19 protein-coding genes and 3 pseudogenes are annotated in these 17,451 nt (G+C 58.5%); 11 read left to right on the plus strand and 11 right to left on the minus strand.

What is annotated here, in order from left to right; all coding sequences use genetic code 11:
• Window positions 1-20: 20 nt before the first annotated feature.
• Genes AC3ISI_RS24165 through AC3ISI_RS24175 form a run of 3 tightly spaced genes read right to left on the minus strand, consistent with a single transcriptional unit; the run spans window position 21 to window position 1,136 of the window.
• Complete coding sequence (locus tag AC3ISI_RS24165; RefSeq protein WP_489334133.1) at window positions 21-644, minus strand: SOS response-associated peptidase; 624 nt, start codon at window positions 642-644, stop codon at window positions 21-23.
• A gap of 35 nt (window positions 645-679) precedes the next feature.
• A complete protein-coding gene (locus tag AC3ISI_RS24170; RefSeq protein WP_489334134.1) occupies window positions 680-940 on the minus strand; it encodes a putative signal transducing protein in 261 nt (86 codons plus the stop codon).
• Between the two features lie 13 nt (window positions 941-953).
• Window positions 954-1,136, minus strand: a complete 183-nt coding sequence (locus AC3ISI_RS24175; RefSeq protein ID WP_477789397.1) for a CPXCG motif-containing cysteine-rich protein — start codon at window positions 1,134-1,136, stop codon at window positions 954-956.
• A gap of 141 nt (window positions 1,137-1,277) precedes the next feature.
• On the opposite strand from AC3ISI_RS24175, the gene AC3ISI_RS24180 reads away from it, so the two are divergent.
• Entirely contained in the window at window positions 1,278-2,441 is a 1,164-nt protein-coding gene (locus AC3ISI_RS24180) for a 1-acyl-sn-glycerol-3-phosphate acyltransferase (protein WP_489334135.1), read from the plus strand.
• Window positions 2,442-2,487: 46 nt separating this feature from the next.
• Here the strand turns inward: AC3ISI_RS24180 and AC3ISI_RS24185 are convergent, their stop codons facing one another.
• Window positions 2,488-2,766 (minus strand): hypothetical protein, encoded by a 279-nt coding sequence (locus AC3ISI_RS24185; protein ID WP_489334136.1) that lies wholly within the window; start codon window positions 2,764-2,766, stop codon window positions 2,488-2,490.
• A 196-nt stretch (window positions 2,767-2,962) separates the two neighbouring features.
• Between AC3ISI_RS24185 and AC3ISI_RS24190 the strand changes: the two genes are divergently transcribed.
• Window positions 2,963-3,169, plus strand: a complete 207-nt coding sequence (locus tag AC3ISI_RS24190; RefSeq protein ID WP_489334137.1) for a hypothetical protein — start codon at window positions 2,963-2,965, stop codon at window positions 3,167-3,169.
• 179 nt (window positions 3,170-3,348) lie between these two features.
• Here AC3ISI_RS24190 and AC3ISI_RS24195 read toward each other — a convergent pair whose 3' ends face one another.
• Window positions 3,349-3,933: a YajG family lipoprotein gene (locus AC3ISI_RS24195; RefSeq protein ID WP_489334138.1), complete on the minus strand. Its 585-nt coding sequence runs from the start codon at window positions 3,931-3,933 to the stop codon at window positions 3,349-3,351.
• A gap of 204 nt (window positions 3,934-4,137) precedes the next feature.
• Between AC3ISI_RS24195 and AC3ISI_RS24200 the strand changes: the two genes are divergently transcribed.
• Both AC3ISI_RS24200 and mqo read left to right on the plus strand, forming a co-directional pair.
• Entirely contained in the window at window positions 4,138-4,371 is a 234-nt protein-coding gene (locus AC3ISI_RS24200; protein ID WP_489334139.1) for a hypothetical protein, read from the plus strand.
• Window positions 4,372-5,108: 737 nt separating this feature from the next.
• On the plus strand, window positions 5,109-6,617 hold the full coding sequence (gene mqo / locus AC3ISI_RS24205; RefSeq protein ID WP_489334140.1) for a malate dehydrogenase (quinone): 1,509 nt from the start codon (window positions 5,109-5,111) through the stop codon (window positions 6,615-6,617).
• Between the two features lie 157 nt (window positions 6,618-6,774).
• Here mqo and AC3ISI_RS24210 read toward each other — a convergent pair whose 3' ends face one another.
• From AC3ISI_RS24210 to AC3ISI_RS24225, 4 genes are all read right to left on the minus strand, one after another.
• Window positions 6,775-7,062 carry a PA4642 family protein gene (locus AC3ISI_RS24210; RefSeq protein ID WP_477793646.1) on the minus strand — a complete coding sequence of 96 codons (288 nt, stop codon included), beginning with the start codon at window positions 7,060-7,062 and terminating at the stop codon, window positions 6,775-6,777.
• Window positions 7,063-7,125: 63 nt separating this feature from the next.
• Window positions 7,126-7,611 (minus strand): hypothetical protein, encoded by a 486-nt coding sequence (locus AC3ISI_RS24215; protein WP_489334141.1) that lies wholly within the window; start codon window positions 7,609-7,611, stop codon window positions 7,126-7,128.
• Window positions 7,612-7,780: 169 nt separating this feature from the next.
• On the minus strand, window positions 7,781-8,254 hold the full coding sequence (locus AC3ISI_RS24220; RefSeq protein WP_489334142.1) for a WbuC family cupin fold metalloprotein: 474 nt from the start codon (window positions 8,252-8,254) through the stop codon (window positions 7,781-7,783).
• Window positions 8,255-8,257: 3 nt separating this feature from the next.
• Window positions 8,258-8,815: a hypoxanthine-guanine phosphoribosyltransferase gene (locus AC3ISI_RS24225; protein WP_007942675.1), complete on the minus strand. Its 558-nt coding sequence runs from the start codon at window positions 8,813-8,815 to the stop codon at window positions 8,258-8,260.
• 176 nt (window positions 8,816-8,991) lie between these two features.
• On the opposite strand from AC3ISI_RS24225, the gene upp reads away from it, so the two are divergent.
• Both upp and AC3ISI_RS24235 read left to right on the plus strand, forming a co-directional pair.
• Window positions 8,992-9,630 carry a uracil phosphoribosyltransferase gene (gene upp / locus AC3ISI_RS24230; RefSeq protein ID WP_007942673.1) on the plus strand — a complete coding sequence of 213 codons (639 nt, stop codon included), beginning with the start codon at window positions 8,992-8,994 and terminating at the stop codon, window positions 9,628-9,630.
• Between the two features lie 2 nt (window positions 9,631-9,632).
• A complete protein-coding gene (locus tag AC3ISI_RS24235; RefSeq protein WP_489334143.1) occupies window positions 9,633-10,907 on the plus strand; it encodes a uracil-xanthine permease family protein in 1,275 nt (424 codons plus the stop codon).
• A 145-nt stretch (window positions 10,908-11,052) separates the two neighbouring features.
• Here AC3ISI_RS24235 and hemH read toward each other — a convergent pair whose 3' ends face one another.
• The gene (gene hemH / locus AC3ISI_RS24240) at window positions 11,053-12,075 is read right to left on the minus strand and encodes a ferrochelatase (protein WP_489334144.1); all 1,023 of its coding nucleotides are present in this window, start codon (window positions 12,073-12,075) and stop codon (window positions 11,053-11,055) included.
• 13 nt (window positions 12,076-12,088) lie between these two features.
• On the minus strand, window positions 12,089-12,991 hold the full coding sequence (locus AC3ISI_RS24245) for a TIGR01777 family oxidoreductase (protein WP_489334145.1): 903 nt from the start codon (window positions 12,989-12,991) through the stop codon (window positions 12,089-12,091).
• A gap of 196 nt (window positions 12,992-13,187) precedes the next feature.
• On the opposite strand from AC3ISI_RS24245, the gene AC3ISI_RS24250 reads away from it, so the two are divergent.
• The 5 genes and pseudogenes from AC3ISI_RS24250 to AC3ISI_RS24270 form a co-directional block, all read left to right on the plus strand.
• Window positions 13,188-14,174, plus strand: a complete 987-nt coding sequence (locus AC3ISI_RS24250) for an NAD(P)/FAD-dependent oxidoreductase (protein ID WP_489334146.1) — start codon at window positions 13,188-13,190, stop codon at window positions 14,172-14,174.
• A 248-nt stretch (window positions 14,175-14,422) separates the two neighbouring features.
• Window positions 14,423-14,938 (plus strand): annotated as a pseudogene (locus tag AC3ISI_RS24255) (YbgA family protein); the annotation flags it as partial.
• Entirely contained in the window at window positions 14,938-15,879 is a 942-nt protein-coding gene (locus AC3ISI_RS24260; RefSeq protein ID WP_489334147.1) for a MerR family transcriptional regulator, read from the plus strand. The pseudogene AC3ISI_RS24255 and the gene AC3ISI_RS24260, both read left to right, overlap by 1 nt.
• Window positions 15,880-15,899: 20 nt before the next feature.
• Window positions 15,900-17,324, plus strand: a pseudogene (gene phrB / locus AC3ISI_RS24265) (deoxyribodipyrimidine photo-lyase); the annotation flags it as partial.
• Window positions 17,275-17,424, plus strand: a pseudogene (locus tag AC3ISI_RS24270) (nuclear transport factor 2 family protein); the annotation flags it as partial. The pseudogenes phrB and AC3ISI_RS24270, both read left to right, overlap by 50 nt.
• Window positions 17,425-17,451 lie beyond the last annotated feature (27 nt).

Below are 17,451 nucleotides of genomic sequence, written 5' to 3' on the forward strand. Positions count from 1 at the left end.
GGGCCAGCCCAGATACCCCATCAACCCGGGGTAAGACACTCCGGCGCATTCAGCTTCGGATCATTTACCAGATTCGCCAGCACCCGCTCGCGCAACACCGCAGGTTCACTGGCGAGCAAGGCCTGCAAGGTATGCAGCGGCGTCTCGGGATCAAGCCACGCGGCCTGCCCCGCCGCATCGAGAATCAACGGTCGCCGCTGACTTGCCGCCGGCTGCGTGATCACTGCCGTGCTCAGCCATACCTGTTCCTGCACCGGGTAAGCTTCCCAGATCGCGGCAAAAAACAGCGACGAACCCTCAGCCGGTGTCAGCCAGTAAGGGCGTTTGCGCGTCGTGCCGCGCCACTCATAGAAACCGTTGGCCGGTAGCAGGCAACGACGCTCGCGAAAGGCCTGGCGAAACATTGGTTGCTCGGCAACGGTTTCCGCCCGGGCATGGGCCGGGGTGCGGGACAGGTCAGTCAGCCACGGCGGCGTCAGGCCCCAGCGGGCGCGGGCCAGTTCATGCTGGCCGTCTGCGTTGGCACGTAGCATCAACACCGAATCGTTGGGGGAAATATTCCACTGGGCCTGCTGATCGGCGGGAAAGCCAGGCAGGGCCGCGAAGGCGGGGTTCCAGCGAAACAGGGCATAACGTCCACACATGGGGCAACACGACTCTGAATAAAACGAATGTCAGCCTAACAGACCAGCGTGCCGGGAAAGCTTTCCGGTTCATCACCGGACAGCGGCAGCGCGGCATTGTACGCGGTGATCAGCTCGCGGGCGTATTCGGCCTGGTCGTTATCCACCGACAATCCCAACAGGCCGAAGATCGGCAGTTCACCCGTGCCGCCGAGCAAATCGCGCCCCACCAGATGCGCCTCAACGCCCTCGCTGGCCAGCATGCTTTGCAGTAACTCGCCTTCCATCAGGTTTTCCGGCTCGTAAATTCGCTGCATGGGTGTGCCCCTTTCATTCGTTTTCGCTAAGTACTTCGAGCAACCATTCCTGACCGTCGGTCTGCAGGACAAACGTTATTGGCCGACAACACACCGGACAATCTTCGATATAGGTCTGATCGCCGCCGGACAAATCCAGCACGGCCTCTGCCGGTTCACCACAATACGGACATTCGTAGCGCTCGGTTTCCAGCATCGCGGTCTCCCAGGTGACTTGTGCGTATAATCGCCGGTCTATTTGCAGGGCTATTTTTGTCTGGCTATTTTTTCAGACCGTGCCCTGTCGGTTTTGATCAAAACCTTTACTTACCCTAGCCGTTTCTAACAAGAGAGCATGATGGGCGAATTCGATGCCATCCGACCTTACGACGACAGCGAAGTCCCAGCAGTACTGGACAGGTTGCTTGGCGACAAGGCGTTTCTAGATATCCTCACCCACTTCCGCTTCCCGCGTTTTGCCGGTGCTTTCGGCTGGATGCTTAAACCTCTTATAGCTCATCGACTGCGCCGCGAGTTCGCCGGTGTTCATTCGGTGGCCACATTGCAGGATAAGGTCGAGATGTACGTCGACCACACCATCGAACGCGCAACAGACGGCGTCACCTATACCGGCGTCGAGCAATTCAAGTCCGGCAGCGCCTACCTGTTTATCGCCAACCACCGCGACATCGTGATGGACCCGGCCTTCGTCAACTACGCCGTGTACCACGCGGGCCTGCCGACACCACGCATCGCGATCGGCGACAACCTGCTGCAAAAACCCTTTGTCAGCGACTTGATGCGCCTGAACAAGAGCTTCATCGTGCACCGTTCGATCACCGGTCGCCGCGAGAAGATGGCGGCGTATCAACTGCTGTCGGCCTACATAAACCACTCGATACGCAACGATTGCGCCTCGATCTGGATCGCCCAGGCTGAAGGCCGGGCGAAAGACGGCGACGACCGCACCGAGTCGGCGATCCTCAAGATGTTCCACATGAGCCGCAAGGACGAGCCGTTCGGCGAAGTCATTCAGTCGCTGAACCTCACCCCGGTGTCGATCAGTTATGAATACGACCCGTGCGACCAGGCCAAGGCGCGCGAGTTGTTCATCCGCGCCACCACCGGCAGCTACAGCAAAGTGCCGGGCGAAGACGATGTGAGCATCGCCAAGGGCATTACTGGCTACAAGGGCCGGGTCCACGTGAACTTCGCCGCGCCGATCACCGAGCTGTTTGAAGACACCAAGCAATTGGCGGTCGAGATGGACAAGCAAATCCTCGGTGGCTACCGCTTGTTCCCGGCGCACTATCTGGCCTATGCCCAATGGAAAGACGCCGACCCGCAATTGCAGGTACCCAAAGCTGCTGAAGTATTTGCGGCCGATGAACTGGCCAAGGCGCAGGAAGAATGGAACAAGCGCCTGGAGGCCTGCCCCGAAGAACATCGTCCGTTCCTGGTACTGCAATATGCGACGCCGGTGCGCAATCAGTACCGGGTGAAGGCCGGCTTGCCGCTGTAGTGTGGCGAGGGGCAAGCCCCCTCACCACAGGTTCTGTGCAGGAGCTTCAGACCCGCGTGCTGATCCACGACACCAGCAACGCCAGCCCGAGGCAGGCGAATCCGAAGCGATAGAAAAAGCGGTTCATGCGCAACGTCGCCCCATCGAGGGTCGGCTCTACGTTGGGTTGGCTCTGGCGCTGGGCCACCATACTGGCCATGGCGCGTTGTTCGCGACGACGAGTGGCGTGCAGCAGCCAACAGCCCGGAAAGGCAAGCAGCAAGGCCAGCAGATTGACCAGTTTGGCTGGATGGGCGGTAAACAGCGTCATCAAATGCAGCGACATCACGGACCTCAAACAAAACAGGTGTAGCAGACGCCGAACCGACGAATGCGGCGCGGATTCTACCGAAAGCCTCTCTTCACGCACCCGTTTTACGACAGATAGCTCACTGTTTGGCAGATTCCAGACCTGCGTCATAGATTCGTCATCTAAATCCGTCAGTCTCACACCCCACGAAAACGGACACGGAGAGACCGTCATGCTGCACGCTGAAAACCAGGATCGTCTTTACCTCATCGCCCAAAGTGAAGAACAACAAACGCTGGTTGGCAGCCTTGCCTTCAATGTTCAGGACCGCCACTGGCTGGTGTATTGCGCGCTGGGTGGGCACCAACATGCGGATTTGCCGGAGACGGATTTGCTGACTGGGGTGAGTGTGCTGGATTTTTACTCAGAAGCCGCCTGACACGACACATTCCCTGTGGAAGTGAGCCTGCTCGCGAAAACGGAGTGTCAGTCGACAATTACTTTGACTGACACTCCGTTTTCGCGAGCAGGCTCACTCCTACAGTGTTCTGTGTACACCTGAATGAAAAAGCCCGGAGCCATTGCTGGCACCGGGCTTTTTTGGAATCCGAAGAATACTTATTCGCCGAGAACCTGCCCCACCGTCGGGTCCTTGAACAGACGCGTCAGCGCATCACTCAACACATCACTGACCAGTTTAGTGTTGGTTTCCTGGTTCGGTGCCATGCCGAAACGCTGGTCCAGCGATGCACCGTAACGGCCGCTGTAACGACGATTGGCGTTCTGCACATCGGAGCGGAACGTCGCGCTGATGGTCGCTTCAGTCACATACATGCCTTCTTTAGGCGACTGGTACTTCAGTTCGGCCAAGGTCACGGTGAGTTGCGGTGCATTCAGTGCATTGGGCGTCGGGGTAAAGCCCAGCAAGCGCACGGCAGCCTCGGCCTGGGCCTGCAACTTAGGCAGAATCTGCGCACCCTGCACGGTGATCGCGCTGGTTTCCGGATACAAACCGCCGCGGGTGCCCAATGTTGGCGACGGACGACCGTCCACCACACGCACCACCACCGGCTGACCATGGCCGACTGGTGCCAACTGCGTTGTCAGCTTGGGCTCAGGGTTCAGTTGTTGCGGGCTGTGGGCGCAGCCAACGAGGGTTAAACTGGTCACAGTGATCAAACCGAACAACAGACGTTGCAACATGCGTTTCTCTCCAGAATCAGGCACAAACAGGCCCGCAGTATAGCGGTGCGTCACGACGGGTAACTAGCACCCTACAAGCCTTGAAGAAATTTCGTACACCCACCTCAGAAAGCGATTCGTGTCACGCCTCTGTCATCGCCCATACACTTGCACGTAACGCCCCACGGGCAATCTTCACAACAGTCGCCCACAAGGTACTTCGCCATGCGCTATTTCATTTCGCTGTTCGCGCCACAACGCCTGCACCGCTGCTTTGCCCTGCTCGACAGCAATGGCCATTGCCAAGCGTTCAAGCAGTGCAGCCTCCAGCCGATGGGTGATAACTGGGTCGAAATCGAAGAAATCCGCCTGAACTGGCTGCATCATCCCCTGCCGCCTAGCGCACGCGTTAGCACGCGCCAGCCACGTGCACGGGTGCAACATCTGTTGACCACCTGACCAGATGCCTAATAAAAGTCATTAAACACGTCCATTTCCCTGCGTTTCTTAGATACAATCTCCCCCCGATTATAAGGACGTCTCCTGATCGGGCCTCGCAGCATCGTTAACGCCTCGGCATTGACACCCCGCACCGCCCACAGAGAGCCGCCCACACAGATCGAGTGAAGCTGGCGCGCTTGCTGTTCCTTGAGCAAAAACCCGCTTTTCGCGAATCTGCAGAGCTGTCATTACGCTCGGTCACTGAGCTGTCTGCCCGTTTTGCCGGTCATGTATCCCATGACGGTAATGCTTGCGGGCACGGTGCCAGGCAGGGACAGCCCTTTTTTGAGGTTCACGTCTTCAAAAGAGCGTGAAAAAAACGGGTTTTCACAACTTCACAAGAGTGTGGCGAGCAAATGAATAGTTTTGCGTCTGAACATGCACCATTAGCGTCTGAAACAGCCCAACGACACAGGACCGAGCACTCCTCGTATACCGGAGCCTGAAGCCTGTCCGCTACGGATTTGGTTGCACAAACGGATGTATCGACCATAAGTCGAATTGCCAGTCGCGCGTTGAAATGAGTTCATAACCCTCATTGACCCGGCCGGTAGCGTCCGTCGAAGTTGCAAAAAATTGCGAAGATTCGGACATGGCAATACTGGCCATGGGTACCTGGGGCATCACTGACACGCCCCGGAACGCCTGGCAGCCATGCCGACAATTTGGTGCTGCAGATTTTGGAGACGCGTTAAATGGCGCATAACGAAGCAGTCGACGTAGTACTGGTTGGGGCCGGCATCATGAGTGCCACCCTTGCGGTATTGCTCAAAGAGCTCGACCCCGCGATCAAGCTGGAAGTCGTCGAGCTGATGGATTCCGGTGCCGCGGAGAGTTCCAACCCGTGGAACAACGCCGGCACCGGTCACGCCGGGCTGTGTGAGCTCAACTACACGCCTCAGGCTGCCAATGGCACCGTCGACATCAAGAAAGCTGTGCACATCAACACCCAATTCGAGGTGTCGAAACAGTTTTGGTCCTACCTGACCAAAAAAGGCACGTTCGGCTCGTGCAAGACGTTCATCAGTCCGGTGCCACACCTGAGCTTCGTGCAAGGTGACAGTGGCGTTTCCTTCCTCAAGGAACGCTTCAAGTTGCTGAGCAAGCACCATGCCTTCGCGGACATGGAGTACACCGAAGACAAGGCTAAAATGGCCGACTGGATGCCGCTGATGATGCCGGGCCGTCCGGCCGACGAAATCGTCGCGGCTACCCGCGTGATGAACGGCACAGACGTCAACTTCGGCGCCCTGACCAATCAATTGCTCAAGCACCTGACCAGCGCGCCCGACGCACAGGTCAAGTACTGCAAACGTGTGACCGGCCTGAAGCGTAACAACGGCGGCTGGACCGTCAGCATCAAGGACGTCAACAGCGGCAACACCCGTGACGTCGACGCGAAGTTCGTCTTTCTCGGCGCTGGCGGCGCGGCATTGCCGCTGCTGCAGGCTTCGGGCATCGAAGAAAGCAAAGGCTTCGGCGGTTTCCCGATCAGTGGCCAATGGCTGCGTTGCGACAACCCGGAAGTGGTCAAACACCACCAGGCCAAGGTGTACAGCCAGGCCGCTGTGGGTTCGCCACCGATGTCCGTGCCGCACCTGGACACCCGTGTCGTCGATGGCAAGAAGTCCCTGCTGTTCGGACCTTACGCCGGTTTCACCACCAAGTTCCTCAAGCACGGCTCCTTCATGGACCTGCCGATGTCGGTTCGTGCCGGCAACATCGGCCCGATGCTGGCCGTGGCGAAAAACAACATGGACCTGACCAAATACCTGGTCAGCGAAGTGATGCAATCGATGGAACAGCGTCTGGAATCCCTGCGACGTTTCTACCCTGAAGCGAAAGCCGAAGACTGGCGCCTGGAAGTGGCCGGCCAACGGGTTCAGATCATCAAGAAGGACCCGAAAAAGGGCGGCGTTCTGCAGTTCGGTACCGAACTGGTCGCGGCCAAGGACGGTTCCCTTGCTGCCCTGCTCGGCGCCTCTCCTGGCGCTTCGGTAACCGTTTCGATCATGCTCGAACTGATCGAAAAATGCTTCCCGGGCAAGGCTTCCGGTGAGTGGGCTGCCAAACTGGCAGAAATCTTCCCGGCTCGCGAAAAAGTGCTCGAAACCGATGCTGCGCTGTATCGCAAGATCAATGCGCACAACAACATCGCGCTGGAACTGGTTGAAGCCAGTAACGAGACCGAAAGCTACGCTTGATTCGGTCCCATAAAAAACGCCCCGCTCTCAGTGAGAGCGGGGCGTTTTTTTATGCTGCTTAAAAAATCGCAGCCTCGCTACGCTCGACAGTTCCTACAGGTTTGAGCGAACCATTTGTAGGAGCTGTCGAGCGTAGCGAGGCTGCGAGCTTTTGATCTTAACCGCGGGCCTTGGCAATCAACTCGATGTACTCAGCCGCATTGCGCTGATCCTTGATCAGGGCGACGAAGTCATTGCCGTGCTCATCTTGACCATTGAGGTCCAGACCTGCCTCGACGAAGAACGTCAGAAAACGCTCGAAGTCATCGATGCGCAGACCACGGTAGGCCTTGATTAACTTGTGCAGCGACGGCGAAGTGGCGTCGACTGGCTCGAAATCGAGGAACAACTTGATCTGCTCGTCGCCGATCTCGTCACCAATCACTTGCTTCTTATCTTTACGCATTGCCGACTCCAGCTCGCAGACATTTCACGGGGCGGGCAGTTTACCCCTCCCTTGGCGCCGGGCTCAACGCGTGCGAGTGGCCCCGGTGTGCAAATCAGCCCAGACATGGCCGTTGGCATAGCTGAGGAACTGGCAATACACCGTGTCATTGCGCAGCAAGTCGATCACCACCCGGTACTGCGCCAGCGGGTAAAACAGCGTCAGGGTTTTGCTTTTGTCATCGTAGATCGGCTTTTTCAGGCTTTTGCTTTCGCCATCGAAGTTGACCAGCACCTGATTGATGGTCGCGCCCTTGTTCAAGGATTTTCCCTTGAGGCGGATCAGCAAGGGTGACGTGACGGGAATCGGCTGTTGACTGGATTGGCGTTGGCTGCCCACCACCACCGAGTACTCGGTGACCTGCAGAAGTTGCTGCTGCTCGGGCGCTGCGTCGCGCAGGGCAAGGTCATCAGGCGGCAGAAACTGCGCGTGCATCGGCGCCGGGGCGGCCGCCAGAGGCAGGCTGACGGTTAGCAACAAGACGGCAAAGCTGCGGATCAAAAGGCTCATGACAGGCTCCGAAGGCGAAGCCGGGCACTTTATCATGGGCATATGAAAATACTTCTGTGGACGCGATCCCCTGTGGGAGTGAGCCTGCTCGCGATTACGTCGGCACATCCAGGATAAATGTGTCAGTCAGACCGCAATCGCGAGCAGGCTCACTCCCACAGGGTGAAAATCAATCGAACTGCGCGCACATCCATGCCTGATACTCGGCGACACCTGGCTCGCCTTCACGAGGCGCCCAATCCGCCAGTTCGCCTTCACCGACCGGACGATACGGACCGGCCTTGCACTCGAACATCAGGCTGTCGGCTTCCAGCACCACCAATCCGTGGAAAACACCAGTGGGCAGGTCCACGCCGACACAATCGCCAGCGGCTTGCAGGATTTGCTTTTTAACCACCCCGCCGGCCTCGTCGAAGATCAACACGCCAAGGCGCCCTTTCAGGACCAGCAAGGTTTCGGCCTTGTTATCACCCAAATGCCGGTGAGGCGGGATGTAGGTGCCCGGTTGCAAACCCACCACCATGCGGTGGCACGCCTCTTCCATCTGGTGGAAGTTGTGATGCTGTCGCCCACGAGGATTTACCGCAGCTTTCCCGGCCAACTCAGTGAACAAGGATTGATCAAAAAAGCGCGGCGTGGTCATGCCTTACATTCCTTTAACTGCGTAGATCCCGTTAGCGTTACGCCAGTAGCCTTTGTAGTCCATGCCGTAACCGAAGATGTAACGGTCGATGCACGGCAGGCCGACGAAATCGGCTTTCAGGTCCGGGCGAGCCTTGCGGTCGTGGTCTTTGTCGATCAACACGGCGGTGTGCACTTTGCGCGCGCCAGCGTGTTTGCAGAAATCGATGATCGCGCCCAGGGTGTGACCTTCATCGAGGATATCGTCGATGATCAGCACATCGCGGTCGATGAACGACACTTCCGGCTTGGCTTTCCAGAACAGGTCGCCGCCGCTGGTTTCGTTGCGGTAACGGGTGGCGTGCAGGTAAGACGCTTCCAGCGGGAAGTGCAGGTGCGTCAGCAGCTTGCCCGAGAAAATCAGGCCGCCGTTCATCACACAGAACACCACCGGGTTGGAATCCGCCAGTTGATCGTTGATTTGCGCACCGACGCGGGCGATGGCCGCCTCGACTTCAGCTTCGGTGTACAGGCAGTCAGCCTCTCGCATGATTTGACGGATATGCTCGAGATCAGCGGACATGGCGCTCTCCAAGGGGGGGTAAGGGGAGGGACGGATTCAGGAAAAGCGGGCAAAGGTACGCATCAAGCGAGGTCAGATCAAGCGTTTGTGGACTAACGTACTGTATGTCTATAGGACAACACCCTCGGATAGATTAATCTAGGCCGGTTTTTTTGCCCGCCGCCGGAGCCTTTCCCATGCCCATCCTCGAGATCCGCCACCCGCTGATCCGCCATAAACTTGGCCTTATGCGCCGTGCAGACATCAGCACCAAGAATTTCCGTGAGCTTGCTCAGGAAGTCGGCGCCCTGTTGACCTATGAAGCCACTAAAGACCTGCCGCTGGAGACCTACGACATCGAAGGCTGGTGCGGCACGGTGTCGGTCGAGAAAATTGCCGGCAAGAAGATTACTGTAGTACCGATTCTGCGCGCCGGTATCGGCATGCTCGAAGGCGTGCTGAGCCTGATCCCGGGCGCAAAAGTCAGCGCCGTAGGCGTGGCCCGCAACGAAGAAACCCTGCAAGCCCATACCTACCTGGAGAAACTGGTTCCGGAAATCGACGAGCGCCTGGCGATGATCATCGACCCGATGCTCGCCACCGGCAATTCCATGGTCGCCACCATCGACTTGCTGAAAAAGGCCGGTTGCCGCGAGATCCGCGCCATGGTGCTGGTGGCCGCGCCCGAAGGCATCGCCGCTGTGGAGAAGGCTCACCCGGACGTGATCATCTACACCGCGTCCATTGACGAAAAACTGAACGAACACGGTTACATCATCCCGGGCCTGGGCGATGCCGGCGACAAGATCTTCGGCACCAAGCAGAAGGACGCTTGAGCATGCAGCAAGAGTTCAACGATCCGCTCTGGCGCACGGTGCTGTCGGGTGCACAGATGCTGTTCGTGGCCTTCGGCGCGTTGGTGTTGATGCCTTTGATTACCGGCCTCGACCCCAACGTGGCGCTGTTCACCGCAGGCTTGGGGACGATTCTGTTTCAGATCGTCACCGGACGTCAGGTGCCGGTGTTCCTGGCGTCGAGCTTTGCCTTCATCACCCCGATCATCCTTGCCAAAGGCCAGTTCGGCCTTGCGGCGACCATGGGCGGCGTGATGGCGGCAGGTTTCGTCTACACCTTCCTCGGCCTGGCCGTGAAGATCAAAGGCACCGGCTTCATCGACCGCCTGCTGCCACCGGTGGTAATTGGTCCGGTGATCATCTCCATTGGCCTGGCCATGGCGCCGATTGCCGCCAACATGGCAATGGGCAAGGCCGGCGACGGCACTGAGCTGATTCATTACCAGACGGCAATGCTCATCTCGATGCCCGCGCTGCTGACTACCCTGATCGTCGCGGTGTTTGGCAAAGGCATTTTCCGTCTGGTGCCGATCATCTCCGGCGTACTGGTCGGGTTTGCCATGGCCTTCTACTTCGGCGTCGTCGATACCGCGAAGATTGCGGCCGCGCCGTGGTTTGCGATTCCGCACTTCACCGCGCCCGAATTCAACTGGCAGGCAATTTTGTTTATCGTTCCGGTAGCGTTGGCCCCGGCCATCGAACACATCGGCGGCGTGATTGCCGTCGGCAGCGTGACCGGTCGCGATTACCTGAAAAAACCCGGCCTGCACCGTACCCTGCTTGGCGATGGCATTGCCACCACCGCAGCAGGCCTGTTTGGTGGCCCCCCCAACACCACCTACGCCGAAGTGACCGGCGCGGTGATGCTGACCAAGAACTACAACCCGAAAATCATGACCTGGGCGGCGATCTTCGCCATCAGCCTGGCGTTCATCGGCAAGTTCGGCGCGCTGCTGCAAAGCATTCCGGTGCCGGTGATGGGCGGGATTCTCTGCCTGCTGTTCGGTTCGATTGCGGCGGTGGGCATGAACACGCTGATTCGCCACAAGATCGATTTGGGCGAAGCGCGCAACCTGGTGATTGTGTCGGTGACCCTGGTGTTCGGGATTGGCGGTATGCTGGTCGGCACCGGGACTGGCCAGGATGACTTCGGTCTCAAAGGCATCGCGCTGTGCGCGGTGGTGGCGATTGCGCTGAACCTGCTGCTGCCGGGCAATGACAGCTGGAAGCACAAGAAGGCGGATGAGCCACTTCTGTAACTGCTTGAGATGTTTGCTGTCAGTTAATTAGCTATCGCGAGCAGGCCACTCCCACATTTAGATTTTCGGTGTACACACGCTTTGTGTTCGACACCGATCAAATGTGGGAGTGAGCCGGCTCCGGGCGGCGTTCCGACGATGCTTTTTAAAGGGCCAATGGCGCTCTTTCGCACAGTGCACTCAACGCTCGCGCCCACTGCGGGTCATCGTTGAGGCACGGCACCAGCACCAACTCCTCCCCCCCCGCTTCGCGGAATTGTTCCAGTCCGCGATCACCTATTTCTTCCAGCGTCTCGATGCAATCGGCAACGAACGCCGGGCACATCACCAGAATCTTCCTCACGCCACTTTTGGCCAACTCATCGAGCCGCGCTTCGGTGTAGGGTTCGATCCACTTGGCGCGACCCAGACGCGACTGAAACGACACCGACCACTTGCCGTCCGGCAACCCCATGCGTTTGGCAAACGCTGCCGCCGTACGCAGGCACTGGCCGCGATAGCAGGTCGCGACCACTTCCGGCGGAGCACCGGCGCAACAGTCACCGCCGCCTTCGAAACTGTGGCCGGGATTGAGCTTCTTCAGGTGCCGTTCCGGCAAACCGTGGAAGCTCAGCAACAAGTGATCGTAATCCTGCTGTAAATAAGGCTTCGCACTGGCGACCAAGGCGTCGAGGTATTCCGGCTGATCGTAAAACGGCTGGAGAATCGACAGCTGCAGGTCGAGTCCTTTTTCGCGCAGTACGCGCTTGGCCTCTTCGATCACCGTCGTGGTGGTGCTGTCGGCGAACTGTGGATAAAGCGGCGCAAGGGTGATTCTTTTGTGGCCCTGGGCGGCCAGTTGCACCAGTTTCGATTCAATTGAAGGCTCACCGTAGCGCATCGCCAGCTCCACCGGACCGTGGGTCCACTGCGCCGTCATGGCCTGTTGCAGACGACGGCTGAGCACCACCAGGGGCGAGCCCTCCTCCCACCAGATTGAGGCGTAGGCGTGGGCTGACTGTTCCGGGCGTTTGATCAGGATCAGCGACACCAGCAAGCGGCGCACCGGCCATGGCAGATCGATCACATACGGGTCCATCAGAAATTGATTGAGGTAACTGCGTACATCCGCCACTGACGTGGAGGCGGGTGAACCCAGGTTAACCAGAAGCAACGCGTGATCGGTCATGCAACGTCCTATTTCAGAGGCGGCTGGACAGATCGTCCAGGGCCGCGCGCAAATCAGTGAACTGGAAAGTGAAATCCGCTTCCAGCAAGCGAACTGGCAGGGCCTTCTGGCCACCCAGTAACAACAATGACAACTCGCCCAGCCCCACTTTCAGTGCCAGGGCCGGCATCGGCATGAACGCCGGGCGGTGCAGCACGCTGCCCAGTGTCTTGGCAAACTCGCGATTGCGCACCGGTTTGGGGGCACACGCATTATAAGGACCGCTGGCGACTTTCTGATGCAGAAGAAAATCGATCAAGGCGATTTGATCGTTGATATGGATCCACGGCATCCACTGCCGGCCATTGCCGATCGGCCCGCCCAGCCCCAGTTTGAACGGCAGCAACAGCCGCGACAAAAAGCCGCCCTCGGCCGACAGAACCAACCCGGTACGAATCAGAACAACCCGAATCCCCAAGGCCTCGGCACGCTGGGCGGTTTCTTCCCAGGCGATGCACAACTGGCTGGCGAAATCATCGATGACGGGAGAGGAAGCCTCGCTCAACTCACGCTCCCCCCCATCGCCATACCAGCCCACTGCCGAACCAGAAATCAACAGCGAAGGTTTTTGCTCGCGTTTTTCGAGCCAGGCCAGCAGCGTTTCTGTCAGGGTGATGCGGCTACTCCAGAGCAACGCTTTGCGCTTGTGAGTCCAGGGCCGGTCAGCAATCGGTGCGCCCGCCAGATTGATAATCGCGTCCAGCGGTGCCTGATCAAGGTCCTCCAGCCGGGCAATCCCACGCACTTGCGTACCGCACATTTTCGCGACTTTTTCAGGCTTGCGACTCCAGACCGCCAGGTGATGCCCCTGACTCAACCAGTGCCGGCAGAGTTGACGTCCTATCAAACCAGTACCGCCTGTCAGCAATATGTGCATGACTTCTTCCTCGCGTGGCGTTTAACCCTGATCACTAGTCTATTTTTATAAGCAGGGATCTTTGGTATCGGGCTGGGTCTGTGTTTAACAATAGGCCAAGCTGTCAGATCGAGAACGCTAAAAGTTATACCAAAAAACAATATTGTACAGGTTTGACCCACGGCGTAGTCTGTACAGAAAGGTAAACGAGGCCCCTATGACTGTACCTATCGCAATCATCGGCACCGGCATCGCCGGGCTCTCAGCCGCTCAAGCCCTGACTGACACAGGGCATGTCGTCCAGCTTTTTGATAAAAGCCGCGGCAGTGGCGGACGCATGTCGAGCAAGCGCAGCGATGCGGGTGCTCTGGACTTGGGTGCGCAATATTTCACTGCCCGCGACCGCCGCTTCGTCACCGAAGTCCAGCGTTGGCAAGCCAACGGCTGGGTCGCCGAGTGGACGCCGCAACTCTACACCTACCACGGCGGCCAACTCAGCCTGTCGCCGGACGAACAGACGCGCTGGGTCGGTACGCCTCGCATGAGCGCCATCACCCGGGGTCTGCTCGGCGATCTGGAAGTACAGTTCGCTTGCCGGGTCACCGAGGTTTATCGCGGCGAAGAACACTGGCATTTGCAGGACGCCGAAGGCTTCACTCACGGTCCGTTCAGTCATGTGGTGATCGCCACACCCGCCCCTCAAGCCACCGCACTACTGGCGGCTGCATCGAAGTTGGCCGGGGTCGCTGCCGGGGTAAAAATGGACCCGACCTGGGCCGTAGCCCTGGCCTTCGACACTCCGTTGGAGACGCCGATGGAAGGCTGTTTCGTGCAGGACAGCCCTCTTGACTGGCTGGCCCGCAACCGCAGCAAACCGGGACGCGATAACACCCTGGACACCTGGGTGCTGCACGCGACCAGCGCCTGGAGCCGGCAACATATCGATCTGTCCAAGGAGGCCGTGATCGAGCAGCTGCACGGCGCATTCGCCGAACTTTTGCATGACTCCATGCCCGCCCCGACCTTCAGCCTCGCCCATCGCTGGCTCTATGCCCGCCCCGCCAACAGCCATGAATGGGGCGCGCTCGCTGATGCCGACCTGGGCCTGTATGTGTGCGGCGACTGGTGCCTGTCTGGACGTGTCGAAGGCGCATGGCTCAGCGGTCAGGAAGCTGCTCGTCGCTTGCATGAACACATGCAGTAATCCGCATCAACCCGCGTCAATTGCTGCTGTCTAAGTCGACAGCAGCCCATCTGTCCAACCGCTCCCACAGGGTCTTCATTGCCAACCAAAAAACTTATACATAAAGTTTGACTTGTACACCTTTGAATCTATGATGAAGCCATGCTTTACAGAACCACCACTCTGTACAGGTTTAGATTCGAGGTGCTCTGATGACCCACGCCCCCGTGAAACCGAAAATCACTATCAGCGCCTGCTTGATGGGGGAAGAAGTAGACGACCAGCTCAACGACCCGGTGCTGCGGGAAAACTTCCTCACCCGAGTGTTCGCTTACAGCGACTGGCAGCAATTGCTGCAAAAAGGCCTGACCCGCCGCGGCCTCACCGATTTCCACTCGCGCTACAAATACCTGCTAATGGCGCATAACCCGGTGCAATACAAAATCCTGGGGAATTTACTGGGCAACATGAACCAGACTACCCCTGACGATCTCGGCCCGCGTTACATCAGTGAATTGATGGCAGCATTAAAGAAGTGCCCCACACGTCGCACCCACACCAATGTCCTGCAACACATCAGCGGCTACCTCAAGCAGGTCATCAGTGCTGAAGACAAACAGGAAGTGCAGCACGTCATCGGCCAGTACCGCCAAGGCATCGTGCCATTGGTGGTTCCATTGACCCTGCTCAAGCACCATTTCCGCCAGCACCCGGATACTTACATCACGCAGCAGGTTTACCTGCAACCGCATCCAGAAAATCTCAGTCTGCGAAACGCGATCTGATGAAACCCTTAATCGACCCCAGCGCCAGCGAAGACCTTGGCGATGATTTTAAAAAAGCCCTGGACGAAGGCTGGCTGCCCATCCGTGAAGTGGCGCGCCAAACCGGCGTCAACGCCGTGACGTTGCGTGCCTGGGAACGGCGCTATGGCCTGATCGTTCCGCAACGCACACCCAAGGGCCATCGGCTGTTCTCTGCCGAACACGTTCAACGCATCCTGACGATCCTTACCTGGCTTAACCGCGGCGTGGCCGTCGGTCAGGTCAAGCAACTGCTGGACACGCCGCAAGCGCTTACCGAATCCGTCGAGAACGACTGGCAAGCGCCGCGCCAGACGCTGCTGCAAGCGGTGTCTCACCTCAACGAACGCGCCCTCGATGACGCCGTCAATCAAGCCATGGCGCTGTATCCACCGCGAACCTTGTGCGAACGCCTGTTACTGCCGTTGTTGGCGGAACTGGATCAGCGTTGGCAGGGCCAGTTTGGCGCGCAGATGGAGCGGGCGTTCTTTTATTCCTGGTTACGCAGCAAATTCGGCGCACGCATCTACCATAACAACCGTCAGTTACGCGCCGCGCCACTGCTGTTGATCAATCACTCGGATGTGCCACTGGAACCTCACCTGTGGCTCACCGCCTGGCTGGTCAGCAGCGCCGATTGCCCGGTGGAGGTGTTCGACTGGCCCTTGCCCGCCGGCGAGCTCGCAATGGCGGTCGATCACCTGCAAGCCCGCGGCGTACTGCTGTATTCCAGCAATGCCATAAACCTTTCGCAGCTGCCAAAACTTTTGAATGGTGTCAGTTGCCCAAAAATAATTGCCGGACCTACGGTACGCATCCACCACGCCGAGCTGTCCGCAAGAACGACCGAAATCGCTGATTTGTCCTTCGCCGAAGACCCGTTATCGGCGCATAAGGAACTTGTTCAGCGCGGGTTAATTTAATGAGTCGTTCGGAAAGCACCATGCAATTGATCTGGCTACGCAGCGATTTACGCCTACACGACAACACCGCCCTCGCGGCTGGCGCAGCGAGCGGGCAGTCGGTGGCGGTGTATCTGCTGAGTCCGGAGCAGTGGCTGGAACACGATGATGCACCGTGCAAAGTGGATTTCTGGCTGCGCAACCTGAGCGAGTTGAGTCGCGCGTTGGGCGAACGGAACATCCCCTTATTGATCCGCAAGGCATCACGCTGGGACGAAGCGCCGACAGTGCTGCTCGACCTGTGTCAGCAGTTGAAGATCGACGCCGTCCACGTCAACGAGGAATACGGCATTCACGAAAGCCGTCGTGATACGGCGGTGGCCCAAGCGCTGAAAGCCAATGGCATCGACTTCTATAGCTACCTCGATCAACTGCTATTCAAACCGGGTACCGTGCTGACCAAGACCGGTACTTACTTTCAGGTCTTCAGCCAGTTTCGCAAGGTCTGTTACGACCGCCTGCACAGATCACCGCCAGAGCGGGTCTGTGCCCCCGCCGTCCAGGCGCCATTGGCGATCAGCAGCGACACGCCTCCATCAAGCGTTGAAGGTTTCGCCACGCCCAGCGACAGCTTGCGCGAACTCTGGCCTGCCGGTGAGACCGAAGCCCGACGCCGTCTCGACACCTTCGCCGACGCCCAGATCGATTACTACAAAGACGAACGAGACTTCCCGGCCAAACCCGGCACCAGCCAGCTCTCGGCCTATCTCGCCGCCGGAGTGATTTCACCCCGCCAGTGTTTGCATGCAGCCCTGCAAAGCAATCAGGGCGAGTTCGAAAGCGGCAAGGTAGGCGCAGTCACCTGGATCAACGAACTACTGTGGCGCGAGTTCTACAAACATATTCTGGTGGGTTACCCACGGGTCTCCCGCCATCGCGCCTTCCGCCCGGAAACCGAGGCCCTGGCTTGGCGTGATGCACCGGAAGAACTGCTGGCGTGGCAACAAGCTCGCACCGGCCTGCCGATCATCGACGCGGCCATGCGCCAACTGCTTGAAACCGGCTGGATGCACAACCGGCTGCGCATGGTCGTGGCAATGTTCCTGACCAAGAATCTGCTGATCGACTGGCGTGAAGGCGAGCGCTTTTTCATGCGGCATTTGATCGACGGCGATCTGGCAGCGAACAACGGTGGATGGCAGTGGAGCTCGTCCACCGGAACCGACTCGGCGCCCTGGTTCCGGATTTTCAACCCGTTGAGCCAGTCGGAGAAATTCGACGCCGAAGGCGTGTTCATCAAGCACTGGCTGCCAGAACTGGCCGGGCTCAACAAAAAGGACGTGCACAACCCGGCCAACCTCGGCGGCTTGTTCGGCGTGGCGGACTATCCGTCGCCGATCGTCAATCTGAGCACATCTCGACAACGGGCGCTGGCCGCGTTCAAAAACCTGCCGGCACGACAAGATTTATCGCCACCGGGATTACTTCAATGCCGGGGTGCTGAATTACGAACATGTACCGATATTGGGCCGGGCGATTGCCTGGCTGAAAAGGAGAATGGGATGAGTCGTCCCCCCCCACGGCGCTACTGGT

This window comes from Pseudomonas sp. GL_139_B (assembly GCF_057834475.1).

Excerpts from the sequence above, each read along its gene's own strand:
- AC3ISI_RS24165 (WP_489334133.1), bottom strand. The coding sequence starts at position 644 with ATGTGTGGACGTTATGCCCTGTTTCGCTGGAACCCCGCCTTCGCGGCC.
- AC3ISI_RS24170 (WP_489334134.1), bottom strand. The coding sequence starts at position 940 with ATGCAGCGAATTTACGAGCCGGAAAACCTGATGGAAGGCGAGTTACTG.
- AC3ISI_RS24175 (WP_477789397.1), bottom strand. The coding sequence starts at position 1,136 with ATGCTGGAAACCGAGCGCTACGAATGTCCGTATTGTGGTGAACCGGCA.
- AC3ISI_RS24180 (WP_489334135.1), top strand. The coding sequence starts at position 1,278 with ATGGGCGAATTCGATGCCATCCGACCTTACGACGACAGCGAAGTCCCA.
- AC3ISI_RS24185 (WP_489334136.1), bottom strand. The coding sequence starts at position 2,766 with ATGTCGCTGCATTTGATGACGCTGTTTACCGCCCATCCAGCCAAACTG.
- AC3ISI_RS24190 (WP_489334137.1), top strand. The coding sequence starts at position 2,963 with ATGCTGCACGCTGAAAACCAGGATCGTCTTTACCTCATCGCCCAAAGT.
- AC3ISI_RS24195 (WP_489334138.1), bottom strand. The coding sequence starts at position 3,933 with ATGTTGCAACGTCTGTTGTTCGGTTTGATCACTGTGACCAGTTTAACC.
- AC3ISI_RS24200 (WP_489334139.1), top strand. The coding sequence starts at position 4,138 with ATGCGCTATTTCATTTCGCTGTTCGCGCCACAACGCCTGCACCGCTGC.
- mqo (WP_489334140.1), top strand. The coding sequence starts at position 5,109 with ATGGCGCATAACGAAGCAGTCGACGTAGTACTGGTTGGGGCCGGCATC.
- AC3ISI_RS24210 (WP_477793646.1), bottom strand. The coding sequence starts at position 7,062 with ATGCGTAAAGATAAGAAGCAAGTGATTGGTGACGAGATCGGCGACGAG.
- AC3ISI_RS24215 (WP_489334141.1), bottom strand. The coding sequence starts at position 7,611 with ATGAGCCTTTTGATCCGCAGCTTTGCCGTCTTGTTGCTAACCGTCAGC.
- AC3ISI_RS24220 (WP_489334142.1), bottom strand. The coding sequence starts at position 8,254 with ATGACCACGCCGCGCTTTTTTGATCAATCCTTGTTCACTGAGTTGGCC.
- AC3ISI_RS24225 (WP_007942675.1), bottom strand. The coding sequence starts at position 8,815 with ATGTCCGCTGATCTCGAGCATATCCGTCAAATCATGCGAGAGGCTGAC.
- upp (WP_007942673.1), top strand. The coding sequence starts at position 8,992 with ATGCCCATCCTCGAGATCCGCCACCCGCTGATCCGCCATAAACTTGGC.
- AC3ISI_RS24235 (WP_489334143.1), top strand. The coding sequence starts at position 9,633 with ATGCAGCAAGAGTTCAACGATCCGCTCTGGCGCACGGTGCTGTCGGGT.
- hemH (WP_489334144.1), bottom strand. The coding sequence starts at position 12,075 with ATGACCGATCACGCGTTGCTTCTGGTTAACCTGGGTTCACCCGCCTCC.
- AC3ISI_RS24245 (WP_489334145.1), bottom strand. The coding sequence starts at position 12,991 with ATGCACATATTGCTGACAGGCGGTACTGGTTTGATAGGACGTCAACTC.
- AC3ISI_RS24250 (WP_489334146.1), top strand. The coding sequence starts at position 13,188 with ATGACTGTACCTATCGCAATCATCGGCACCGGCATCGCCGGGCTCTCA.
- AC3ISI_RS24260 (WP_489334147.1), top strand. The coding sequence starts at position 14,938 with ATGAAACCCTTAATCGACCCCAGCGCCAGCGAAGACCTTGGCGATGAT.